The organism is Prochlorococcus sp. MIT 1300 (genome assembly GCF_034092375.1).
GTDB lineage: Bacteria > Cyanobacteriota > Cyanobacteriia > PCC-6307 > Cyanobiaceae > MIT-1300.
The window spans coordinates 1,122,143-1,142,848 of the sequence record NZ_CP139302.1; the positions used below are offsets into that span (position 1 = coordinate 1,122,143).

General features: G+C 43.5%; 15 protein-coding genes. 10 read left to right on the plus strand and 5 right to left on the minus strand.

Annotated features, from left to right (window positions below; translation table 11 throughout):
• Complete coding sequence (gene alaS, locus SOI83_RS05925) at positions 1–2,664, minus strand: alanine--tRNA ligase (RefSeq protein WP_320675779.1); 2,664 nt, start codon at positions 2,662–2,664, stop codon at positions 1–3.
• Positions 2,665–3,050: 386 nt separating this feature from the next.
• Between alaS and SOI83_RS05930 the strand changes: the two genes are divergently transcribed.
• The 10 genes from SOI83_RS05930 to SOI83_RS05975 all read left to right on the plus strand — a co-directional run bounded on the left by SOI83_RS05930 (position 3,051) and on the right by SOI83_RS05975 (position 15,655).
• Complete coding sequence (locus tag SOI83_RS05930; RefSeq protein WP_320675785.1) at positions 3,051–6,236, plus strand: DEAD/DEAH box helicase; 3,186 nt, start codon at positions 3,051–3,053, stop codon at positions 6,234–6,236.
• Between the two features lie 13 nt (positions 6,237–6,249).
• A complete protein-coding gene (locus tag SOI83_RS05935) occupies positions 6,250–7,146 on the plus strand; it encodes an SWIM zinc finger family protein (RefSeq protein ID WP_320675786.1) in 897 nt (298 codons plus the stop codon).
• A 1-nt stretch (position 7,147) separates the two neighbouring features.
• On the plus strand, positions 7,148–7,627 hold the full coding sequence (locus tag SOI83_RS05940; protein WP_320675787.1) for an MEKHLA domain-containing protein: 480 nt from the start codon (positions 7,148–7,150) through the stop codon (positions 7,625–7,627).
• A gap of 194 nt (positions 7,628–7,821) precedes the next feature.
• Complete coding sequence (locus tag SOI83_RS05945; RefSeq protein WP_320675788.1) at positions 7,822–8,946, plus strand: TRAP transporter substrate-binding protein; 1,125 nt, start codon at positions 7,822–7,824, stop codon at positions 8,944–8,946.
• Entirely contained in the window at positions 8,943–9,491 is a 549-nt protein-coding gene (locus tag SOI83_RS05950; RefSeq protein ID WP_320675789.1) for a TRAP transporter small permease subunit, read from the plus strand. Before SOI83_RS05945 ends, SOI83_RS05950 begins: the two co-directional genes overlap by 4 nt.
• Positions 9,488–10,858: a TRAP transporter large permease subunit gene (locus tag SOI83_RS05955; RefSeq protein ID WP_320675790.1), complete on the plus strand. Its 1,371-nt coding sequence runs from the start codon at positions 9,488–9,490 to the stop codon at positions 10,856–10,858. The genes SOI83_RS05950 and SOI83_RS05955 overlap by 4 nt, the downstream gene beginning before the upstream one ends.
• Before the next feature lie 58 nt (positions 10,859–10,916).
• Positions 10,917–12,692, plus strand: a complete 1,776-nt coding sequence (locus SOI83_RS05960; protein ID WP_320675791.1) for a diflavin flavoprotein — start codon at positions 10,917–10,919, stop codon at positions 12,690–12,692.
• 3 nt (positions 12,693–12,695) lie between these two features.
• On the plus strand, positions 12,696–14,552 hold the full coding sequence (locus SOI83_RS05965) for a diflavin flavoprotein (protein WP_320675792.1): 1,857 nt from the start codon (positions 12,696–12,698) through the stop codon (positions 14,550–14,552).
• 42 nt (positions 14,553–14,594) lie between these two features.
• Positions 14,595–15,125 (plus strand): NAD(P)H-dependent oxidoreductase, encoded by a 531-nt coding sequence (locus SOI83_RS05970; protein WP_320675793.1) that lies wholly within the window; start codon positions 14,595–14,597, stop codon positions 15,123–15,125.
• Positions 15,126–15,448: 323 nt separating this feature from the next.
• Positions 15,449–15,655: a hypothetical protein gene (locus SOI83_RS05975; RefSeq protein ID WP_320675794.1), complete on the plus strand. Its 207-nt coding sequence runs from the start codon at positions 15,449–15,451 to the stop codon at positions 15,653–15,655.
• Positions 15,656–15,657: 2 nt separating this feature from the next.
• On the opposite strand, the gene SOI83_RS05980 is transcribed toward SOI83_RS05975, so the two are convergent.
• From SOI83_RS05980 to SOI83_RS05995, 4 genes are all read right to left on the minus strand, one after another.
• The gene (locus SOI83_RS05980) at positions 15,658–15,918 is read right to left on the minus strand and encodes a hypothetical protein (protein ID WP_320675795.1); all 261 of its coding nucleotides are present in this window, start codon (positions 15,916–15,918) and stop codon (positions 15,658–15,660) included.
• A gap of 142 nt (positions 15,919–16,060) precedes the next feature.
• Positions 16,061–18,982, minus strand: a complete 2,922-nt coding sequence (gene gcvP / locus SOI83_RS05985; protein WP_320675796.1) for an aminomethyl-transferring glycine dehydrogenase — start codon at positions 18,980–18,982, stop codon at positions 16,061–16,063.
• A gap of 66 nt (positions 18,983–19,048) precedes the next feature.
• Complete coding sequence (gene gcvH, locus SOI83_RS05990) at positions 19,049–19,438, minus strand: glycine cleavage system protein GcvH (protein ID WP_320675797.1); 390 nt, start codon at positions 19,436–19,438, stop codon at positions 19,049–19,051.
• Between the two features lie 22 nt (positions 19,439–19,460).
• Entirely contained in the window at positions 19,461–20,687 is a 1,227-nt protein-coding gene (locus SOI83_RS05995) for an aminotransferase class I/II-fold pyridoxal phosphate-dependent enzyme (protein WP_320677682.1), read from the minus strand.
• Between the last annotated feature and the right edge of the window lie 19 nt (positions 20,688–20,706).

The window sequence follows — 20,706 nt, forward strand, 5'->3', positions numbered from 1 at the left end:
TTATTGCAGTAACACAGCAAGTTCTTTTTCAGCAGTTCCCAAAGCTCGATCCAAGGCTGCGCCATCTCTACCTCCCGCTTGAGCCAAATTGGCTCGCCCTCCTCCTCCTCCTCCACAAATCTTGGCAATTCGACCAATAAACTTGCCTGCTTGCAGTCCACTGGCCACAACATTGTCTCCAAATGCCGCAACTAATATCACTTTTTGAGTATCGCCTGGATCTGGCAAACCACCTAGAACCACAACACCGCTTGCACCAAGTTGTTCCACAAGACCTTGAGCTGCAAGTTGAAGCGCATCACCTTGAGCTCCATCAAGTCGAGTGACTAACAATTGGTTTTGGCCAACAACTAAAGCCTGGTTCAACATTGCAAGAGCCTTGGCTTTAGCCAATTCTTCTCTTGTAGCAGCTAAGACCTTACTAGTGGCTTTTAAATCATTCTGAAGAGACAAAACTCTGTCAACAATTTCTAGAGGCTTTGCCTTAAAAACTTTGCCAAGATTTTTTACTACCAAATCACGTTCATTGAGGTAGTCGAGCACTGCATGACCTGCAACTGCCTCAATCCGTCGAATACCTGCTGCAATTCCACTTTCGCTAACAATTTTAAAAAGGCCTATTTCTGAAGTGTTCTTGACATGTGTACCACCACAAAGCTCCATTGAGACACCAGGCACATCAACAACTCGCACCACATCGGCATATTTTTCACCAAACATTGCCAACGCACCAGAAGCTTTAGCGATATCAATATCCATATCTTTAACAACTAAGGCATGAGCATCAACAATCCAACTATTTATTAAATTTTCAATCTGATCAAGTTCCTGCAAAGTAACTGACCTAGAAAAATGAAAGTCAAATCTTAAATGATCAAAATCAACCAAGGACCCAGCCTGGCTAATATTGGCATCAACAACTTTTCTTAATGCAGACTGCAATAAATGAGTGGCAGTATGATGAGCCTGAGCCATTCTACGAAAAACATGATCTACAACACCTTGAACTAGATCACCAACTTCTAAAGTACCGCTCTCTATCTGACCACAATGAATAAAAACCCCTTGACTGCGTGTGACTGTATTCACAGAAACTTTTAAATCCTTATTAATTAGATAACCACAATCACCTACCTGACCACCACCTTCTCCATAAAAACAAGTTGCATCTAGCAAAACTTGAACAGAGTCTCCTGCTTTGGCCATATTTCCAGACTTTCCATCTACAATTAATGCTAATACTTGACTGCTTTGTTTTAGGGATTGATAACCTGAGAAATTTGTTTCATCAAGCTCAAGAGTTATTTGATTAATAACATCTTGAACAGTCAAGTCAATACTTACAGCAGCTGCCTTAGCCCTCTCCTTTTGAGCATTCATCTCCTCATCAAAGGCATCTACATCTACTTTTAATCCATGTTCACTAGCAATTTCCTGAGTTAACTCAAGGGGAAATCCATAAGTATCATAAAGCTCAAAAGCTTGCTGACCTGTTATTTGCTCTGGATTTTGAATAAGCAAGTCCTTAATTAAACTCTCACCGCGAGCGAGAGTTGCTAAAAAACGGGATTCTTCAAGTTTTAACTCTTTAATAATCACCTCTCTCCGATCCTGTAGCTGTGGGTGAACCTTCTTCATCAAGTCAATAGCAACTTTACCCATCTTTTCCAAAAAAGGTTCATGTATTCCCATTAAACGGCCATGTCGGACGACTCGTCTTATCAAGCGACGCAGAACATAACCTCTTCCTAAATTACTTGCTATAACTCCATCACCAATTAACTGAACTATTGCACGACTATGATCACCAATAACTTTAAGGCTCGTTTTGCTTTGTTCATTTAATTTGTAGTAATCAACTTCAGCTAAATCTGCCGCTTTTTCAAGTAACGGGAAAATTAAATCTGTTTCATAATTATTAGGAACATTTTGAAGAATTTGAGCCATACGCTCTAGGCCCATACCTGTATCAATGTTGCGGTTTTCAAGCGGTGTTAATCGACCATCTCCATCACGGTTGTGCTCCATAAATACAAGGTTATAGAACTCAATAAAACGTGTGTCATCTTCCAAATCGATCAGTGCATTGCCCAATTCAGGTCTGAAGTCGTAATACATCTCAGAGCAAGGCCCACAAGGTCCTGTAGGTCCTGCAGCCCAAAAGTTATCTGCTTCACCCATCCGAATGATTCTCTTGGGATCAACTCCAATCAAATCCCTCCAGATCGTCTCAGCCTCTTCATCTTCTCGAAAAACACTGACTACTAAATTCTTCGGATCTAAACCAAATACATCAACACTTAACTCCCAAGCCCACCGAATTGCCTGCTCTTTGAAATAATCACCAAAAGAGAAGTTGCCAAGCATCTCAAAAAAAGTGTGATGCCTCGCAGTGCGTCCAACGTTATCTATGTCATTTGTCCGTATACATTTTTGAGAACTTGTTGCCCTTGGTGAAGGAGGTTCACTCTGCCCCAAAAACACCGGTTTAAAAGGCAACATCCCTGCGATGGTAAGCAAAACAGTTGGATCCTCTGGTACCAAAGAAGCACTAGGAATTAGCTTGTGATCCCGCTGGGCAAAAAACTGCAGGAAAGCGCTTCTTATTTCATCCCCAGTACGAGGTCGCGACTCTCTTGAACCCGACTTTTTTGCAACGGGCATGGCGCAATTAGGTATGAGAAAAGACTTACAAACCATGATCGCCTTTCAAGCCCCCAAAGGGGAATCACAAAGATTTAACTTCCCATCACCAAGCCTAAGATCCCTTACAGTCACAAGGTTTAGTACTATTCGCGAGCTTTTTACAAGTCTCATCATTCGTGGGATTGATATAGAGGAGAACCTCCCGAAATAGCTTTTAAAGAGCTATCTACTTAAAACGGAAAGAAAATTTGCAACCCAAAGAGGAAGTAATACAACTCTTTAAGGTGACGAAGAGACCAAGTACCTGCCATCATTAACAGTAGAGATGATCCAAAGTAGTTGCCTCCCATAGGCACCGAGCTTTTGATTGAAGGCACCCAACGAATGATTTTCGCGTCGCGGCCATGAGCCTGCTGCACGCCACCTGGCTTCCAGCCATAAGAACACCGACCAATTCCGGTCGCCCAGCCCTATTAGTATGGGCGGACACTTGGCGAGTTGCGAATCCTTCAGGGCCAGGGAGCACCCCAGCCCCTCATCCTTTTACACTTAACCCACAAGATCTTCGAGCTTGGCTAACACAAAGAGATCTTCTACCGGATAACATTATTGATGCCACAGCTTGTCTCACACTTCCTAGTAGATACGTAAAAACACCAATAAAAACTGACGATTCAACAGAAAATCTTGAATATCTCTGGCAGGGATTCCCACTACAAGCGGGAGAACCCATTCCTACAAAGTGTGAGTGGTGGCCCTGGCAAGTAGACGGACTAGCAATTGAAGCCAGTGCGGCTACCACCTGGTTATCCAAGCTCCCCCTGTCTGGGAATCACCCTGATCTAGGCGATGAATTGCGTTGGTGGAGTCATCTCCAGCGTTGGGCTTTAAGCCTAATTGCGAGGGGGAGATGGTTGCCCAAAGTTGAGCTCAGCAGAGGAGAAGGATATCCACACCGAGCCAGATGGGTACCAATACTTAATCGAGAAGAGGACAGGCAAAGGTTAGAAGAACTGGCAGCAAAACTACCTCTCGTTGCTACATGTGCTCTCCCATGGAGAGAACCAACTGGTAAAAGAAGTAATCGAACAACAAGGTTACGTCCAGAGGCAATGCGAGCAGCTAATCCAGTCGCCTCCTGCCGACCGAGAAGTGGCCGATTAAGGGTAGCCAATCTTTTAGAAGACCTTCTAGACGCACAAATTAGACAAGGTTTTGAAGTAAATACCAACGGTCTTGATCCTCTCTTGGCAACTTGGCAAGAGGCACTTGGATCTGAAACAGGAGTGCTCACTTTGCCTGACGAAGAAGCAGAGCGCATCTCAACTGCCAGTCATCACTGGCGTGAAAGTGTCGTAGGCAATGTTGCTCCTGCGCGAGCATGCCTAGAGCTTTTTACTCCAATAGAAGGAGAAGATCTATGGGAGCTGCGCTTCGCCTTACAAGCTGAAGCAGACCCAACATTAAAAGTTCCAGCGGCTATAGCTTGGGCAGCAGGATCTCAAGTGCTACAGCTGGGAGAGATCCGAGTAGAGCAACCAGGAGAAATCCTTTTAGAAGGCATGGGAAGAGCCCTAACCGTGTTCGAACCAATCGAAAGAGGTCTTGATACAGCTACGCCAAAATCAATGCAACTAACACCTGCAGAAGCTTTTGTTTTAGTACGAACTGCAGCTAATAAATTAAGGGATGTTGGAGTTGGTGTAGAGCTACCGGCAAGCCTTTCTGGTGGTTTAGCCAGTCGCCTTGGCCTGGCAATACAAGCGGAGCTCTCCGAAACATCCATAGGTTTCACCCTAGGCGAAAGTCTTGAGTGGTCTTGGGAGCTCATGATCGGCGGTGTCAAACTCAATCTCAGAGAATTAGAGCAACTCGCAGAGAAAAAAAGTCCGTTGGTTCGCCACAAAGGTGCATGGATCGAATTACGTCCAAATGATTTAAAAAATGCAGAACGTTTTTGCAGCGCCAAGCCCGAGTTAAACCTTGATGACGCTTTAAGGCTCACTGCCACCGAAGGGGACACTCTGATGCGCCTACCCGTACATCATTTTGAGGCTGGGCCAAGACTCCAAAATGTTTTAGAGCAATATCATCAACAAAAAGCCCCAGACCCTTTACCTGCCCCAGAAGGATTTTGTGGTCAGCTGAGACCGTATCAAGAGAGAGGATTAGGTTGGCTTGCCTTCTTACATCGTTTTGACCAAGGTGCATGCTTGGCTGATGACATGGGGCTAGGAAAAACAATTCAGCTCTTGGCGTTCCTACAACATCTCAAAATCGAAAAAGAATTAAAAAGGCCCGTTTTACTCATTGCTCCAACTTCTGTGCTCACAAACTGGAAGCGAGAAGCACACTCATTTACACCAGAATTGGATGTCAAAGAACACTATGGTTCACGTCGTCCTTCAGACACTACATCGCTACATAATGCACTAAAAGGAGTTGACCTTGTATTAACAAGTTATGGCCTCATGCAAAGAGATAGTGAGCTTCTCGAAACAATCGACTGGCAAGGCATAGTGATTGATGAAGCCCAAGCAATCAAAAACCCTATTGCGAAACAAAGTCAGGCAGCTCGAGATATTGCGAGGCCTCAAAAAAGCAATAGATTCCGAATAGCTCTTACTGGTACACCAGTAGAAAATCGCGTAAGTGAATTGTGGGCATTAATGAACTTTTTAAATCCTAGGGTTCTTGGTGAAGAGAACTTTTTTCGACAACGTTATCGGCTCCCAATCGAACAATACGGAGATATGTCATCTTTAAAAGACTTGAAAAGTCGCGTTAGTCCTTTTATTCTTCGACGTTTAAAAACTGACAAAGCAATTATCTCCGACTTACCCGAAAAAGTGGAACTTAGCGAGTGGGTCGGACTCAGCAAAGAGCAATCACGACTCTATAAGAAAACTGTAGAAGAAACTCTTGATGCAATTGCGATTGCACCTCGTGGCCAAAGGCATGGCAAGGTACTTGGCCTTTTGACTCGCCTCAAGCAAATTTGCAATCACCCTGGCTTAGCTCTTAAAGAAGAAGGGGTGAATGATGATTTTGGGTCCCGTTCAGCAAAGTTAGAAAGATTAGAAGAAATTCTCGAAGAAGTCATTGAAGCAGGAGACAGGGCATTACTATTCACGCAATTTTCCGAATGGGGTCATCTGCTTCAGCAATACCTACAAAAACGATGGGGTTGTGAAGTGCCATTCCTACATGGCGGCACAAGAAAAGCTGAACGGCAGGCAATGGTTGATCGTTTTCAAGCAGATCCACGAGGACCCCAACTATTTCTGCTTTCCTTAAAGGCAGGAGGTGTTGGTCTTAATCTCACACGAGCTAGTCATGTTTTTCATATAGATAGATGGTGGAATCCTGCAGTGGAAAACCAAGCCACAGATAGGGCCTATCGTATTGGGCAAGTAAATAGGGTAATGGTTCATAAATTCATTACAAGCGGCTCCGTAGAAGAAAAAATTAATCGCATGATTCTGCAGAAATCGCGACTAGCCGAGGACATCATCGGCTCAGGAGAAGACTGGCTAGGAAATCTTGGGGTTGATCAATTAAGAGAACTGGTTTCTCTAGAAGAAACCTAAAGCAAACAAGCAAATGACTAATTCAAACAACAATTCTGAAATTACAACGGCCTTAAGTGAGCAAGGGCTAGGGCAACAGCCATGGTGGGTAGAGCAATGGATGGAACTAATAAATTCCTATCGTTTCAAAAAGCGATTAGAACGGGCATGGAGCTATGCCAGAGAAGGCAAAGTCACTTCAATTAGATTTGAAGGTCGCAGAGTGCATGGACGGGTCCAGGGGACTGATGAAGAGCCCTACAAAGTAAAACTCTGGCTTGATGTTCTCAATGATGAGGATTGGAGCTATGTCATAGAAGCTTTAACCCAAAAAGCACGATGGTCAGCACAACTTTTGGCTGGGATCATGCCCTCAGACATTGAAAGAGCCTTTGCAGCAAGTGGTCGAAGACTGTTCCCTTTCAAACTACAAGAAGTACGAAGTGAATGCAGTTGTCCTGATAAAGCAAACCCCTGTAAACATATCAGCGCTATATATTTTCTGATGGGTGATCGATTTAGTGAGGATCCATTTGTACTTTTTCAACTCCGGGGACGAACACGTGCCAAATTAGTTGCAGATCTAGCAGAGTTACGCAGAGCCAAATTGGCAGAGCTTGCCCAATCAACAACGAAGGATTCTTCAGCTAATGAAAAGTCAATCATTCATCCGGGTGTGCCAAACCAACCCCATCCAGCTGTTATTGAACCCAGTTTATGGTGGCGCTATGAATCCAATCTAAATGCGGATCTAGTAGTCATAACACCTGCCCTAGAAGGTGAAACAGGTCTGGACGCTGCTGGAGATTTGCCCCTAGCAGAAGAGCCTCGTTTCCCAAAAGCACGGCAACTATTTATAAATCATCTGCGAGAGCAAGGGCAGCAACTTGCTCAGAAAGCAATGCTCCAAGCCATGTCTTCCAGTACCTGATATGCCTCCTTGGCTAACAACTGAAAAACGTCAACTCACACATCATATTTTACAGTCCCACCTCTCGACATTTGGCCATCCATTATTCAAATGCAATTGTGGTAATGATAACTATCAGCTACAGAGCCAAGAGCTTTTCACAATGAATATGCCATTAATGGCACATAACATTGATCGCGACCCCCGCCTAATTTACGCCAATGCAGCTGCATTGACTCTCTGGTGTAGACAATGGAAAGACATGGTAGGCATGCCTTCAAGGCTTACAGCGCCTGAAAGTGAAACCCAAACCAGAAAACTTGCCCTAGAACAATCACTCCACAAGAATGCAAGCAAAAATTACTATGGAATACGAATAGACAGCAGGGGGACGAAATTCACTATTAACAACGCACGTATTTGGACAGTCTGGGATAATGAAATTAATTTGTTAGGGCAAGCAGCAACTTTTAATGACTGGTCATATCTATATAAACAGTGACTACGTCTTTAAGAAGTTGTTTGCCAAAGTTTTCTAATCGAATAGATACTAAAGCTCGCTGACCTTCCCAACCCAAACGATCAAGAAACCTAAACCCTTTCCCTAAGAAAGCTTGGCTAAGGTAAAAACTGCTCAGAATTGAAGTTCATTCTGAAGGCGATTTTCGCCGCAGAATCCAACTAAAAGGAAAAGACATGAAAAGAAGAGAACTCTTAGGGACTGGTGCAACAGCAATTACAGCAGCTCTAGGTGCAGGAGTTTTAGGCTCCTGTACTATCCGAAAAAATGACGAGATAAGTGAACCTGGTCGCCCAAAAGTTAAATGGCGTATGGCCACTAGCTGGCCTCTATCATTAGATACTATTTATGGAGGCGCAGAAACTATTAGCCAACGGGTCCTTGAACTCAGCGGGGGGGGCTTTCAGATTAAACCCTATGCTGCCGGGGAACTAGTTCCTGGTCTAGAAGTTTTAGATGCTGTGCAAGCAGGCTCGGTGGAATGCGGACATACTGCTAGCTACTACTACATAGGTAAAAATCCTGCTTTTGCATTCGGCACTTCCGTACCATTTGGCCTCACAGCCCAACAACAAAATGCTTGGCTCTATGAAGCTGGTGGCAACACACTACTTAACAACCTCTACTCAGACTTCGGCGTAATTGGGTTCCCTGCAGGTAACACCGGAGCTCAAATGGGAGGCTGGTTTAAACGAAAGTTAGATGGACTCCAATCCTTACAGGGGTTGAAAATGCGTATACCTGGTCTAGGTGGGAAGGTCATGGCCGAGTTAGGCGTGAATGTTCAAGTATTGCCAGGGGGTGAGATATATCTAGCTCTTGACCGCGGCGCCATAGATGCAGCGGAATGGACGGGTCCATATGACGACGAAAAATTAGGTCTTTATCGAGCAGCTAAGTTCTACTACTACCCAGGCTGGTGGGAACCAGGACCAACACTCTCAGGACTAGTCAACAAAAAAGCCTGGAACAAACTGCCTAAGGAATATCAAGAAATCTTCATTAGCGCCTGTTACGAAGCAAACCTCACCATGTTGAGTCGTTACGACAATCTCAATGGTGCTGCTTTACAAAATCTCTTAGCGAAAGGTACAGAACTAGTACCCTACGAAGACAGCATTCTGCAAAGTGCTCAAAACGCCTCATATCAAATGTATTCAGATCTAGCCATAAAGAATCAGGACTTTCGCAAAGTCTTTACGGAATGGAAAAAATTTCAAAACGAGATCTTTGGCTGGAACCAAATCAATGAATTTTCTTACTCGAGATTTAATTACAAGCTGCCAGAGAACAAACAATGAAACGATGGATTGATCTAGCAACTCGAATCGACAACATCAATAAAGCTGCGGCCAAGGTTGCACAATTAGCTGTCCTACTAATGCTTAGCCTCGGACTCTGGAATGTTGTTGGTCGCTATCTCGGGGTAGCCATAGGAAATAATCTTAGTTCCAATGGATTAATTGAAGGACAGTGGTACTTTTTTGACCTTATTTTTCTGTTGGGAATGGGATGGACCTTACAACGGCAAGGTCACGTCAGAGTAGATGTTCTTCAAAGCTATTGGGGCGGTAGACAAAGAGAAAGAAATGAACTTTTTGGCACACTCTTCTTACTATTACCATTCGCCATTGCCGTAATGGCGCTTTCTATCGAACCTGCTCTACTCTCAATAGCCATCAATGAAGCATCGCCTGATCCAAATGGCTTACCTCGTTATCTAGTAAAAGTCTTCATTCCTCTTGGCTTCTTTCTTCTAGTGCTACAAGGGATTGCCGAGGCAATTCGTTCATATACAAAAGTTCAAGGACAAAGCAAGACAGATGAGAGGAGGCACAAAACTTGATTGAGCTTGAGGCGCTTGGTTATGTGATCAGCTTTGACCCTGTTTTGGTACTGGGTCCAACAATGTTCTTGGCACTAATAATAGTCCTCTTGACTGGTTATCCCGTGGCATTTTGCCTGGGTGGAGTGGCAGTTTTATTCGCCTTCATAGGCATTGGACTAGGAGTAATTGAACCTGTATTTGTGAAAGCCCTACCCCAAAGAATTTTGGGCATTATGGGCAATTTCACGTTGTTAGCGATACCTGCTTTTGTCTTTATGGGATCAATGTTAGAAACATCCGGAATAGCTGCAAGACTTCTTGAAAGCATTAGCCAACTACTGGGCAGACTTAAAGGTGGCCTTGCAATTGCAGTAGTTCTTGTAGGTGCCTTACTTGCAGCGACGACAGGAGTCGTAGCCGCAACGGTAACCACTATGGGATTAATTTCTCTACCTGCAATGTTGAAAGCTGGCTATAACCGATCATTAGCAACTGGAGTAATAGCTGCCTCAGGCACCCTTGGCCAAATAATCCCACCAAGCATTGTCCTGGTAGTACTGGGGGATCAACTTGGAATCTCAGTAGGAGACCTCTTCCTTGGGTCTGTTATCCCTGGGCTAATGATGGCAGGTGCATTTGCAGCCTATGTATTAGTAATTACTGCATTAAAGCCTGAACTAGCTCCTCAACAAAATTGGGAAGAACTTGGTCAAATCAAATTTCTTGAAGTGCTTCAGACAATCATTCCACCATTAGGGCTAATACTCTTAGTTCTAGGAAGCATATTCATAGGAATAGCAACTCCAACCGAAGCAGGCACTTTAGGTGCAATCGGAGCAATATTCCTCGCTGGTCTCAATGGTGGATTCAGTCGTTCAGCTTTAACAAAAGTCTGCGACGAAACCGTACGCACTACCTCTATGGTGATGGGCATCTTGCTCGGCTCTACTGCATTCAGTTTGGTCTTTAGAGGGATAGAAGGTGATGATTTAATTGCTGAATTATTGCTAAATCTGCCAGGAGGAAAATTGGGATTTATCGCTTTCAGCATGCTAATCATCTTTATTCTTGGCTTCTTCATTGACTTCTTTGAAATAGCTTTTATAGCTGTCCCACTACTGCTTCCTACAGCTCGCGAATTACTTGGCCCTGAAGCAATCGTTTGGCTAGGTGTTGTAATTGGCGCAAACCTACAAACCTCCTTTTTAACGCCTCCCTTCGGATTTGCCCTGTTCTACCTAAGAGGCGTTGCACCTAAATCAATAACTACAAAAGAAATTTATATGGGCGCTTTACCATTTGTAGGGCTCCAAGTTGCTGTTCTAATGGTCATTCTCACCTTTCCAGGTCTCGTTAGCTGGCTTCCTAATCTTGCCTACTCTTAAAAAAATCCACTTCTAGTGGTCAATATTCCTAGAGTTGACTTATTCAGAGACACAGTCCATGGCAGCTGATCAGCCTGATGCCAAAGTTGCAACGATTAATTTAGAGGACAGACTTTCACTACAATATGCTGCCCTTGCAACTGACACTCACACAATAAGGTCCCTGGACTGGGAGCGAAATCGTTTTGATATTGAATTCGGCTTGCGTAACGGAACTACCTATAACAGCTTCATTGTCCAAGGCGCAAAAACAGCCTTAATAGACACCAGTCACAAAAAATTTGAGTCGGCATGGCTTTCTCTACTTCTCGAACATTTGGATCCAACTGAAATTGATTACTTAATTGTTAGCCATACTGAGCCTGACCATTCAGGATTAATAGGCAACCTACTAAATTTAAATCCAAATATTGAAATCGTCGCTTCCAAGGTTGCAATTCAATTTCTAGAGAATCAAATTCACAGGAGTTTTCGCTCTAGAGCTATTAAAAGTGGCGAGGTACTAGACCTAGGGCAAAACCCTCAAAGCGGCGTGGAGCACTGTTTTGAGTTCATTAGTGCCCCAAACCTTCACTGGCCAGATACAATTTTTTCCTTCGATAAAGGAACTGGAATACTTTTTACTTGTGATGCATTTGGCCTCCACTACTGCTCCGATGAACTATTCGACAAAAATCCTGAAGTCATAGCAGCTGATTTCCGTTTCTATTATGAGTGTCTGATGGGTCCAAACGCCCGTAGTGTTCTGCAAGCATTAAAAAGAGTTGATAAGTTGCCTCAATTATCGATTATCGCTGTAGGGCACGGACCTATTTTAAAAAACAATATCAATCTATGGCTAAATCAATATCGCGAATGGAGTACCCAACGCAGTAAAGGCGAAAACTATGCAGCTATTTGTTATCTGAGTCAATACGGTTTCTGTGATCGCCTAAGTCAATCAATTGCTCATGGAATAGGGAAAACTGAAGCACAAGTACAACTAGTTGACCTTAGAGGTTCTGACCCCCAAGAACTCAGTAGCCTAATCGGAGAAGCAAAAGCAATTGTCGTACCAACCTGGCCAGAAAATCCTAATCCTGATTTACAAAGTTCTATAGGCACACTTATTGCCGCCTTAAAACCTAGCCAATGGGTAGGCGTTTATGACTCTTATGGCGGTAATGATGAGCCGATTGACTCGATTGCAAGCCAACTCAGAAAACTTGGCCAAAAAGAGGCTTTCCAAGCACTGAGAGTTAAAGAAACTCCTAATAGCAATACATACCAACGTTTTGAAGAGGCAGGAACTGACCTAGGTCAGTTACTAACACGTGCCAAGTCAATAGCTCTAATGAAAAGTCTAGATAGTGATCTAGATAAAGCTCTTGGACGTCTTAGTGGAGGTCTATATGTAGTGACAGCGAGTCAAGGTAAAAACAAAAGCAAGCGAAGAAGTGCAATGATTGCGAGTTGGGTCAGCCAAGCAAGTTTCAATCCTCCTGGGTTAACAGTTGCAGTTGCCAAAGACCGTGCAATTGAAACCTTAATGCAAGTAGGAGACAATTTTGTAATCAACGTACTGCGTGAAGACAACTATCAACACTTACTACGCCACTTCCTAAAGCGCTTCCCACCTGGAGCTGATCGATTTGAAGGAATAAATATTTTAGAAGATGTAGCTCGAGGTGGTCCTATCCTCACCGATGCACTCGCCTACTTGAATTGTAGGGTTGAACAAAGACTCGAAACCCCAGACCATTGGATAATATATTCAGTTGTCGAGCAAGGTAATGTCGCTGACTCAGAAGCAATTACAGCCATACATCATCGCAAGGTTGGCAACCACTACTAAATCATGAGACTTTTTGGCTCAAAACATTCCCAACAGGGATCAGATCAACTCAAAGTAATTAAAATTCCTATTGACGATGGATTGATCAGCCTCAGGGGATTAAGTCCGAAACGGTTGAGGTTTGAAGTTGAATATGGATTAGAACGCGGAAGTACAGACAATAGTTTTTTGTTTTCTGATGTAAATACAGGAAATTCAGATCACAATTATCAAACAGCAATTCTTGTACATCCACCTGGTGCAACATATTCGAAAGAATTCATACCTGCTCTGAAAAATGCATTAAAAGAGCGAATCGAAAAGCTACAAATTATCGTTGGCCATGTCAATCCAAATCGCGTTAATCTGCTCAGAGAATTAGCAACTCTTTTCCCAGAGGTAGAACTATTTAGTTCAAATCCAGGCGCAAAATTGCTAAAAGAGCTATGGAACCAGCAAAAACCCAATGCATTCAAAAATAATTCAAAAGGTCAACAAGATATTCCAAGTCTCCCAAAAATTCAAATAGTACGCCAAGAAAAAGAAATTTCTACAAGCTCCGGCCACACCATCTGTTTAATTGCAGCCCCAACCCCCAGATGGCCAGGAGGGCTTATCGCATTTGAGAAAAAATTAGGCTTATTAATGAGCGACAAATTCTTTGCAGCACATCTATGCGCTCCTGAATGGGCAGAGGCGAATTCAAATAATACAGAAGAAGATCGACGTCATTTTTATGAATGTCTAATGGCCCCTATGGCCACGCAAGTAACAACTCTTGTCGACAAACTGGAAACCTTAGATATTCAGACTCTTGCACCAGGACATGGGCCAGCAATTAGCACCAGCTGGCGTAGCTTACTTAATTCCTATCAAAGATGGGGAGAAGCCCAACAACAAGGCTCACTCACAGTAGCTTTATTGTTCGCCAGTGCCTATGGCAATACAGCCGCAATCGCAGATGCACTCGCCCAAGGTGTCAGCAGAACTGGTGTGTTAGTGGAAAGTCTTAATTGCGAATTCACTCCAGCTGATCAATTACTAAAAACAATTCAAAGAGCTGACGGATACCTTATAGGCTCTCCAACACTCGGAGGCCATGCACCAACTCCAATAGTGTCTGCACTAGGAACCTTGCTCTCAGAAGGGGATAGAAGCAAGCCTGTAGGTATATTCGGCAGCTTTGGATGGAGTGGTGAAGCATTAGATTTATTAGAGAGCAAACTACAAGATGGTGGATTCAAATTTGGCTTCGAGCCAATTAAAATTAAATTTAGTCCTGATATGACAACGCTAAAAACAATTAGCGAAACAGGAACGCAATTCGCAAGAGAGCTAAAAAAACAAAAACGTCTACTTCAAAAACGTACAAAAGGGGGGCTCACAGAAAGTCGCAGCGATCCAGCAGTTCTCGCTTTAGGAAGAGTGGTGGGTTCACTCAGCGTTCTAACAGCTCGAAAGAATACAGAGAAAGAAACACTTAGTGGGGCAATGGTTGCTAGTTGGATTAGTCAAGCAAGCTTTACTCCTCCAGGCCTGACGGTTGCAGTAGCCAAGGACCGAGCCATCGAAACACTGCTCCATCGTGATGACTCATTTACTTTGAATGTCCTTAGTGCAGGCAACGAACAAAAAATCATGAAGCAATTTCTACAACCATTTGCACCAGGTGCAGATCGCTTCTCTGGAGTCGTACTTGAACACAGCCCGGGAGGACACCCTATTCTTCCAAAAGCATTAGCCTGGCTGGAATGCACCGTACGTCAAAGAATTGAATGTGGAGATCATTGGCTGATCTACGCAGAAGTAGATCATGGGAAAGTACTTGACAAAGAAGGTGTAACAGCTGTACACCATCGGAAATCAGGAGCAAATTATTGAATAAGACAGTTATTTGCTCAGCTGACTAACCCTATAAAACCTATGCCAACAAAATCTCAAACAAAGCTTTTAATCATTGCCGCCAGCAATGGTGAAAACCTAAAACTCGCTGAACGTTTTATCAAATTAGGAAATGAGTTAGGTGCGCAATCAGAACTCCTGGACTTAACCGAAGTCAATTTGCCCCTTTACAACCCAAGAACTCATGCTTCTGAAGGCATTCCAGATTTGGTAAACACTTTGAGTCAAAAATTGTCCGCAAACACTTACTGGGTAATTTGCGCTCCGGAATACAACGGATCAATTCCACCCGTCCTCACCAGTGCAATTGCTTGGTTATCAGTTCAAGAACAAGAGTTTCGCTATTTGTTTAATGGAAGACCAATTGCAATGGCAAGTTTTTCTGGTGGTGGTGGGATGGAATTATTACTGTCATTACGTATCCAACTCACTCACCTAGGGGCTCAAGTCGTAGGGAGGCAGCTAATGAGTAACCATGCAAAGCCTCCAAAAGATGAATCAATCAAAGATGTTCTGACTCGACTCCTACAAATGAAAAAATTAGCAATTTAAAAATTCGAGCAGCTTATGACGTAAATAAAGCACTGATTTCAAAAGGCAAAAGGACAAATCAAGTTACAAAGCCTCCACAGCTGAATCTACTCAGCCCCATATGTGGGGTGTAGTTCTCTAAACCTCAATCAAACACCGCCTGAATCTATGTTGATTTACTGACCAGAGAAAATAGAAATAACGCAGTAATGGCAAGCATTCATCCAAAATGTATCACCTAATACAAAACGCTTCGATGCAAGTATAAAGAATTTCAGCAATTGCCTGTCACGCTAGATATTGTGTAGTGGAATAATTGCATATTTAAATCCATTAGTGCTGCGATGAAATCGCAACCAAATCACGATTACGCAGTCCGATATAGAGGATTTCTTTTATTGCCACAAATGAACAATTCATGGTTGGTGCGTCCAGAACGCAGCCCTATGAAACTACTACCTTTCCGAACCGAACCATGTTCCCTAACTGAGGTGAAGAAAATACTGGATGAACGACTTGCAAATCAAAAAACACTAAGCAGAGCAGCGTAGTTTCAAGCTGCCTGAGGTGGAGGAGTTGGTTGACCCTGAGGTTGCAACGGAAGAACTAGTGTTACCAATGTTTCTGGACGCTGCGGCTTTTTTTTGCGAGATTGACGAATCCCAAATGGAACTCGAATCACATTTGTTCCAGCAACCCTCAAAGTCTCTCCAGTGCAAAGAGAGCCCTCCAAGCTCTGCGGCAAAGGAGGCAAACTTAATTCATGCACTGTTGAAGATGATGTTTGCTTGTCCGTTGATTTGACTCTACCCATGGTGTCCCCCAAGCGAACTGAGCCGCTGCGCAACAGTGTGGTCAAAACACTGAGTTAGTCGGCAAAATTAAACCAAAAATTCGGTTTTCGATGAAAATTTACCTCCTTAATGAGGTTTACACCAGGGTGTAACTGAAATTGCTTAAGCAACAAAGTCTTCAATTGAAGGGCAGCTGCAAATCAAATTCCTATCCCCATAAGCATTATTAATCCTTGAAACAGCCGGCCAGTACTTAGTTTCTTGCTGAGAAGACAGGGGAAAAGCAGCCTGCCTGCGCGAATAAGGGCGCTCCCATATATCTGCTGTAACGGCAGCCAAAGTATGAGGAGCTTTTTTTAATGGATTGTTGAGAGCATCCATTTGACCAGATTCAATCAACGCCACCTCTGCCCTAATCGCAATCATTGCCTCACAAAAACGATTCAACTCATCAAGACTTTCACTTTCAGTTGGCTCAACCATTAATGTTCCAGCAACAGGCCAACTAACTGTTGGAGCATGAAATCCATAATCCATCAACCTCTTTGCAATATCTTCTACATCAATCCCTGTAGTCCTCTTGAAACCACGGAGATCCAAAATGCATTCATGTGCAACTAAAGCATTCAAACCACGAAACAGAACTGGAAACGAAGAATCAAGCTTCTGAGCAACATAATTAGCTGAAAGCAAAGCTATGGAACTTGCATGGCGCAAGCCAGTAAAACCCATCATCCTCAAATACATCCAACTAATTGCAAGAATTCCTGCACTTCCCCATGGAGCTGCGGAAACAGCTCCAATAGCTTTTTGGCCACCACAAAAAGAAAGAGGGTGTCCTGGCAGAAAAGGCACCAAATGATCTGCTACTGCAATTGGGCCAACACCAGGGCCTCCTCCTCCATGAGGGATACAAAATGTCTTATGAAGATTTAAATGGCAAACATCAGCTCCATAAACTCCTGGCCTACATAAACCTACCTGGGCATTTAAATTAGCTCCATCAAGATACACTTGACCTCCATGTTTATGAATTAAATCACATATATCTCGGATCTGCGGCTCAAATACGCCATGAGTAGAAGGGTAAGTGACCATTAAAGCTGCAAGGCTTAAAGAATATGTTTCAGCCTTACTGAGTAAATCATTAAAATCAATATTCCCTGCTTCATCACAAGCAACTGGAACAACCTTGAACCCAGCCATTACACAGCTTGCTGGATTTGTACCATGAGCGCTAGAAGGAATTAGGCAAATATTACGATGCTGTTCTTTACGAGATTTATACCACTCCTTTATAACTAATAATCCTGCAAACTCTCCCTGGGAACCAGCATTAGGCTGTAAAGAAACTCCCGCAAACCCTGTCAAAGTCGCCAACCAATTCTCTAAATCTGCAAAAAGATGTATATAGCCTTCTGCCTGATTAGCTGGAGCGAATGGATGCATTGAGGCAAATGATTTCCAGCCTACTGGTATCAATTCTGCGACTGCATTGAGCTTCATAGTGCAACTACCCAAAGGAATCATCCCATCTACTAATGAAAAATCCTTTCTCGCTAGTCTATAGATATAACGCAGCATTTCAGTTTCACTATGAAACTTATTAAAAACAGATTGCTGCAGCCATTTCTTCTGACGGAGTGGTATTCCAAATAAAAGAGCAGCAGCATCAAGAGTTTCGTGATTTTGCAATCCATCAAATTCCTGGCCCAAGGCACTTGCGCAAACCTTCAGCAACTGATCTAGCTCATCTAAAGTACTTAATTCATCAAAACTAACTCCAAAACCTTTGGCTTGATCTATGTCTGCACCCAAAGGCAAAATGCGCAAATTAAATCCTCTACTAACTGCTATTTTATGAACGTCGGGAGCATTTTCAGCAAAAATCTCGACGGTATCAAAACGGGCTATATCATCAATTTGATATCCGAGTTTAATCAATTCTTGTTGAAATAGTGCACGTAATTTGATAATCCGAGACGCAATATTCTTCAAGCCATTGGGCCCATGATAAACAGCATAAAAAGCAGCTATTACAGCTAGCAAAACCTGCGCTGTACAAATATTGCTAGTTGCCTTATCTCTGCGAATATGTTGTTCACGTGTCTGCAAAGCCAATCGCAATGCGGGCTGACCATCAGCATCAACCGATTGACCTACTAAACGACCTGGCACCTGTCGTTTAAATACTTCATTAGTGGCAAAAAAAGCGGCATGTGGTCCACCAAAACCCATCGGGACTCCAAAACGCTGGGCACTGCCAATAGCAATATCTACACCTAAGTCACCAATAGGTCTCATCAATACTTGCGCCAAAGGGTCTATCGCAGCAGTGACTAGAGCACCAATCTGATGGCAATGTTCCACCAAAGTTTCAGGGTCCCAGATGCATCCATTCGCCCCAGGTAGTTGCAAAAACGCTCCAAAAATATCTGAGTCGTAGCAAAAGGAAGTCGGCTTTTTCACATCCAGAACTACACCCAACGGCTCTGCTCTAGTACGCAGAACAGCAAGGGTCTGAGGCAAAACTTGCTCATCCACTAAAAAGCGGTTCGCACCATTTCGTTTACATGCTGCGAAGCTCAAACTCATCGCCTCAGCAGCAGCAGTCGCCTCATCAAGTAAAGAGGCATTCGCAATAGGTAGACCAGTTAATTCGCTGATCAGTGTTTGAAAATTGAATAAAGCCTCAAGCCTTCCTTGCGCTATTTCTGATTGATAGGGGGTGTAAGCGGTGTACCAGGCAGGGTTTTCAAACACATGTCGCTGTATACAAGCTGGCAATGCTGTGGAGTAATAACCAAGTCCTATCAAAGACCTCAACACCTTATTTTTCTCGGCTATAGACCTGATGTGATTAAGCGCATGAACCTCATCACACCCAACCGGTAAAAAATCCTCATAATCAGGATCTACCTCGAGAATGTCTGCTGGAATTACTGCCTTAACAAAATCCTCCAAGTCATCATGGCCAAGTTCCTTAAGCATTTGATCTATATCCTGAGAGCTAGGACCTAGATGACGCTTTAGGAAAGGCGAAGACTCAACGAAAGAGGTCTCATTAGAGACTTTGTCAAGCACGTTGGGTATTTAGCTAACTAAGTGTCCAGACTAAAAAATCGCCAAGCATCGCTTAACAATTCTGGACTAATTAGCTGCGACCTTATTCGCATAAGACGAAGCATCCATAAGCTCTTGCAACTGAGAAGGCTCTGAAGGACGTACAAGCAATAGCCACCCCTCCCCATGCGGATCATTTTGCAATTCCTCAGTACTAGAAAGAACTGATTCATTCCTTCTAACAACCTCACCACTAATCGGTGAATACATATCCTCGACTGCTTTTACTGATTCAACAGATCCAAAAGTTTGCCCCTTAGTAACAACATCACCCACTTCAGGAAGGTCAACAAAGACAATGTCACCTAGCTGGTCAACAGCGAATGCACTGATGCCCACTCGAACCAAATCCTCCTCTAGGAAGGCATATTCATGACTATCAGCAAAGCGATACTGCTCTGGAAAATTGAAGGCCATTGAAATTTAGGGCCAAACGAATTCAACCAGTTTGGGACATTTCAAGCAAACCTGCTTTAACCAAGCCAATCAACGCTCTCTTTAAAGCCAATTTGATATGAATATGATGAGTACCACCTTGAACATACAAATTGTAAGGAGGCTTTAAAGGGGCATCTGCCGAAAACTCACTAGTACTTCCATCAATAAAAGTGCCGCCAGCCATTACTAATTCATTCGCATAACCAGGCATAGGTGCAGGTACAGGATCAAGATATGAACCCACAGGGGAGGCAGCCTGAAAGCTCCGGCACACAGATTTTAAAAGCTCTGGATTCCCTAAACGAACAGCTTGAATCACATCTCCTCTTAATTCTCCAGGCAATGGCCGTACTGGGAAACCCAAGCCTTGAAAAACAGTTGCTACAAGGTCTGCACCAATCAAAGCCTCTGTGACCATCTGAGGCGCTAAAAATAGACCTTGCAAGATTAGACGGTTCAAATCAAAACCAATACCTGCTTGCGAACCTATTCCTGGTGCAGTCAACCTATAACAAGCTTTTTCAACCAAATCAGCTCTTCCGGCCACGTAACCACCAGTAGGTGCAATCGTGCCACCGAGATTTTTAATTAGTGATCCTGCAATTAGATCAGCACCTACCTCGCAGGGCTCCTGCTCAGCAACTAACTCTCCATAGCAATTATCTACAAAACAAACACAGTCAGGTTGATGAGAATGAATCAACGCACAGATTTCTGCAAGTTGATCAATAGTCAATGATGGACGCCATGAATACCCGCAACTCCGCTGAATAAATACCATTCGCCTTGGAACTCTTAAAGCTTGTTTCAGAGCAAAAAGATCAACAGATCCATTCTGAAAACAAGAGCATTCCTGATAATCAATACCAAAGTCCTTAAGAGAGCCCTGACCAGATCCACGAATGCCGATTACCTCCTCAAGAGTTTCGTAAGGCGCTCCTGTAGCAGTCAAAAGAGCATCGCCAGGTCGAAGAACCCCAAATAGAGCTGAAGTGATTGCATGCGTCCCACTCACAAACTGAACCCTTACTGCTGCTTTTTCAGCGCCTAAAACCCTTGCAAAAACACGATCAACCACTTCTCTGCTTTGGTCGTCATGTCCATAACCGGTTGAGGAAGCAAAATGTTGAGTCCCAACACGCTCCGCAGCAAAAGCCTCTAAAACCTTCTGGAGGCGAACCATAAGCATTTGAGCGTGAGCTTCAATTAGTGGATTGAAGCCCTCCATCTGGGAGTTGAGATACTCA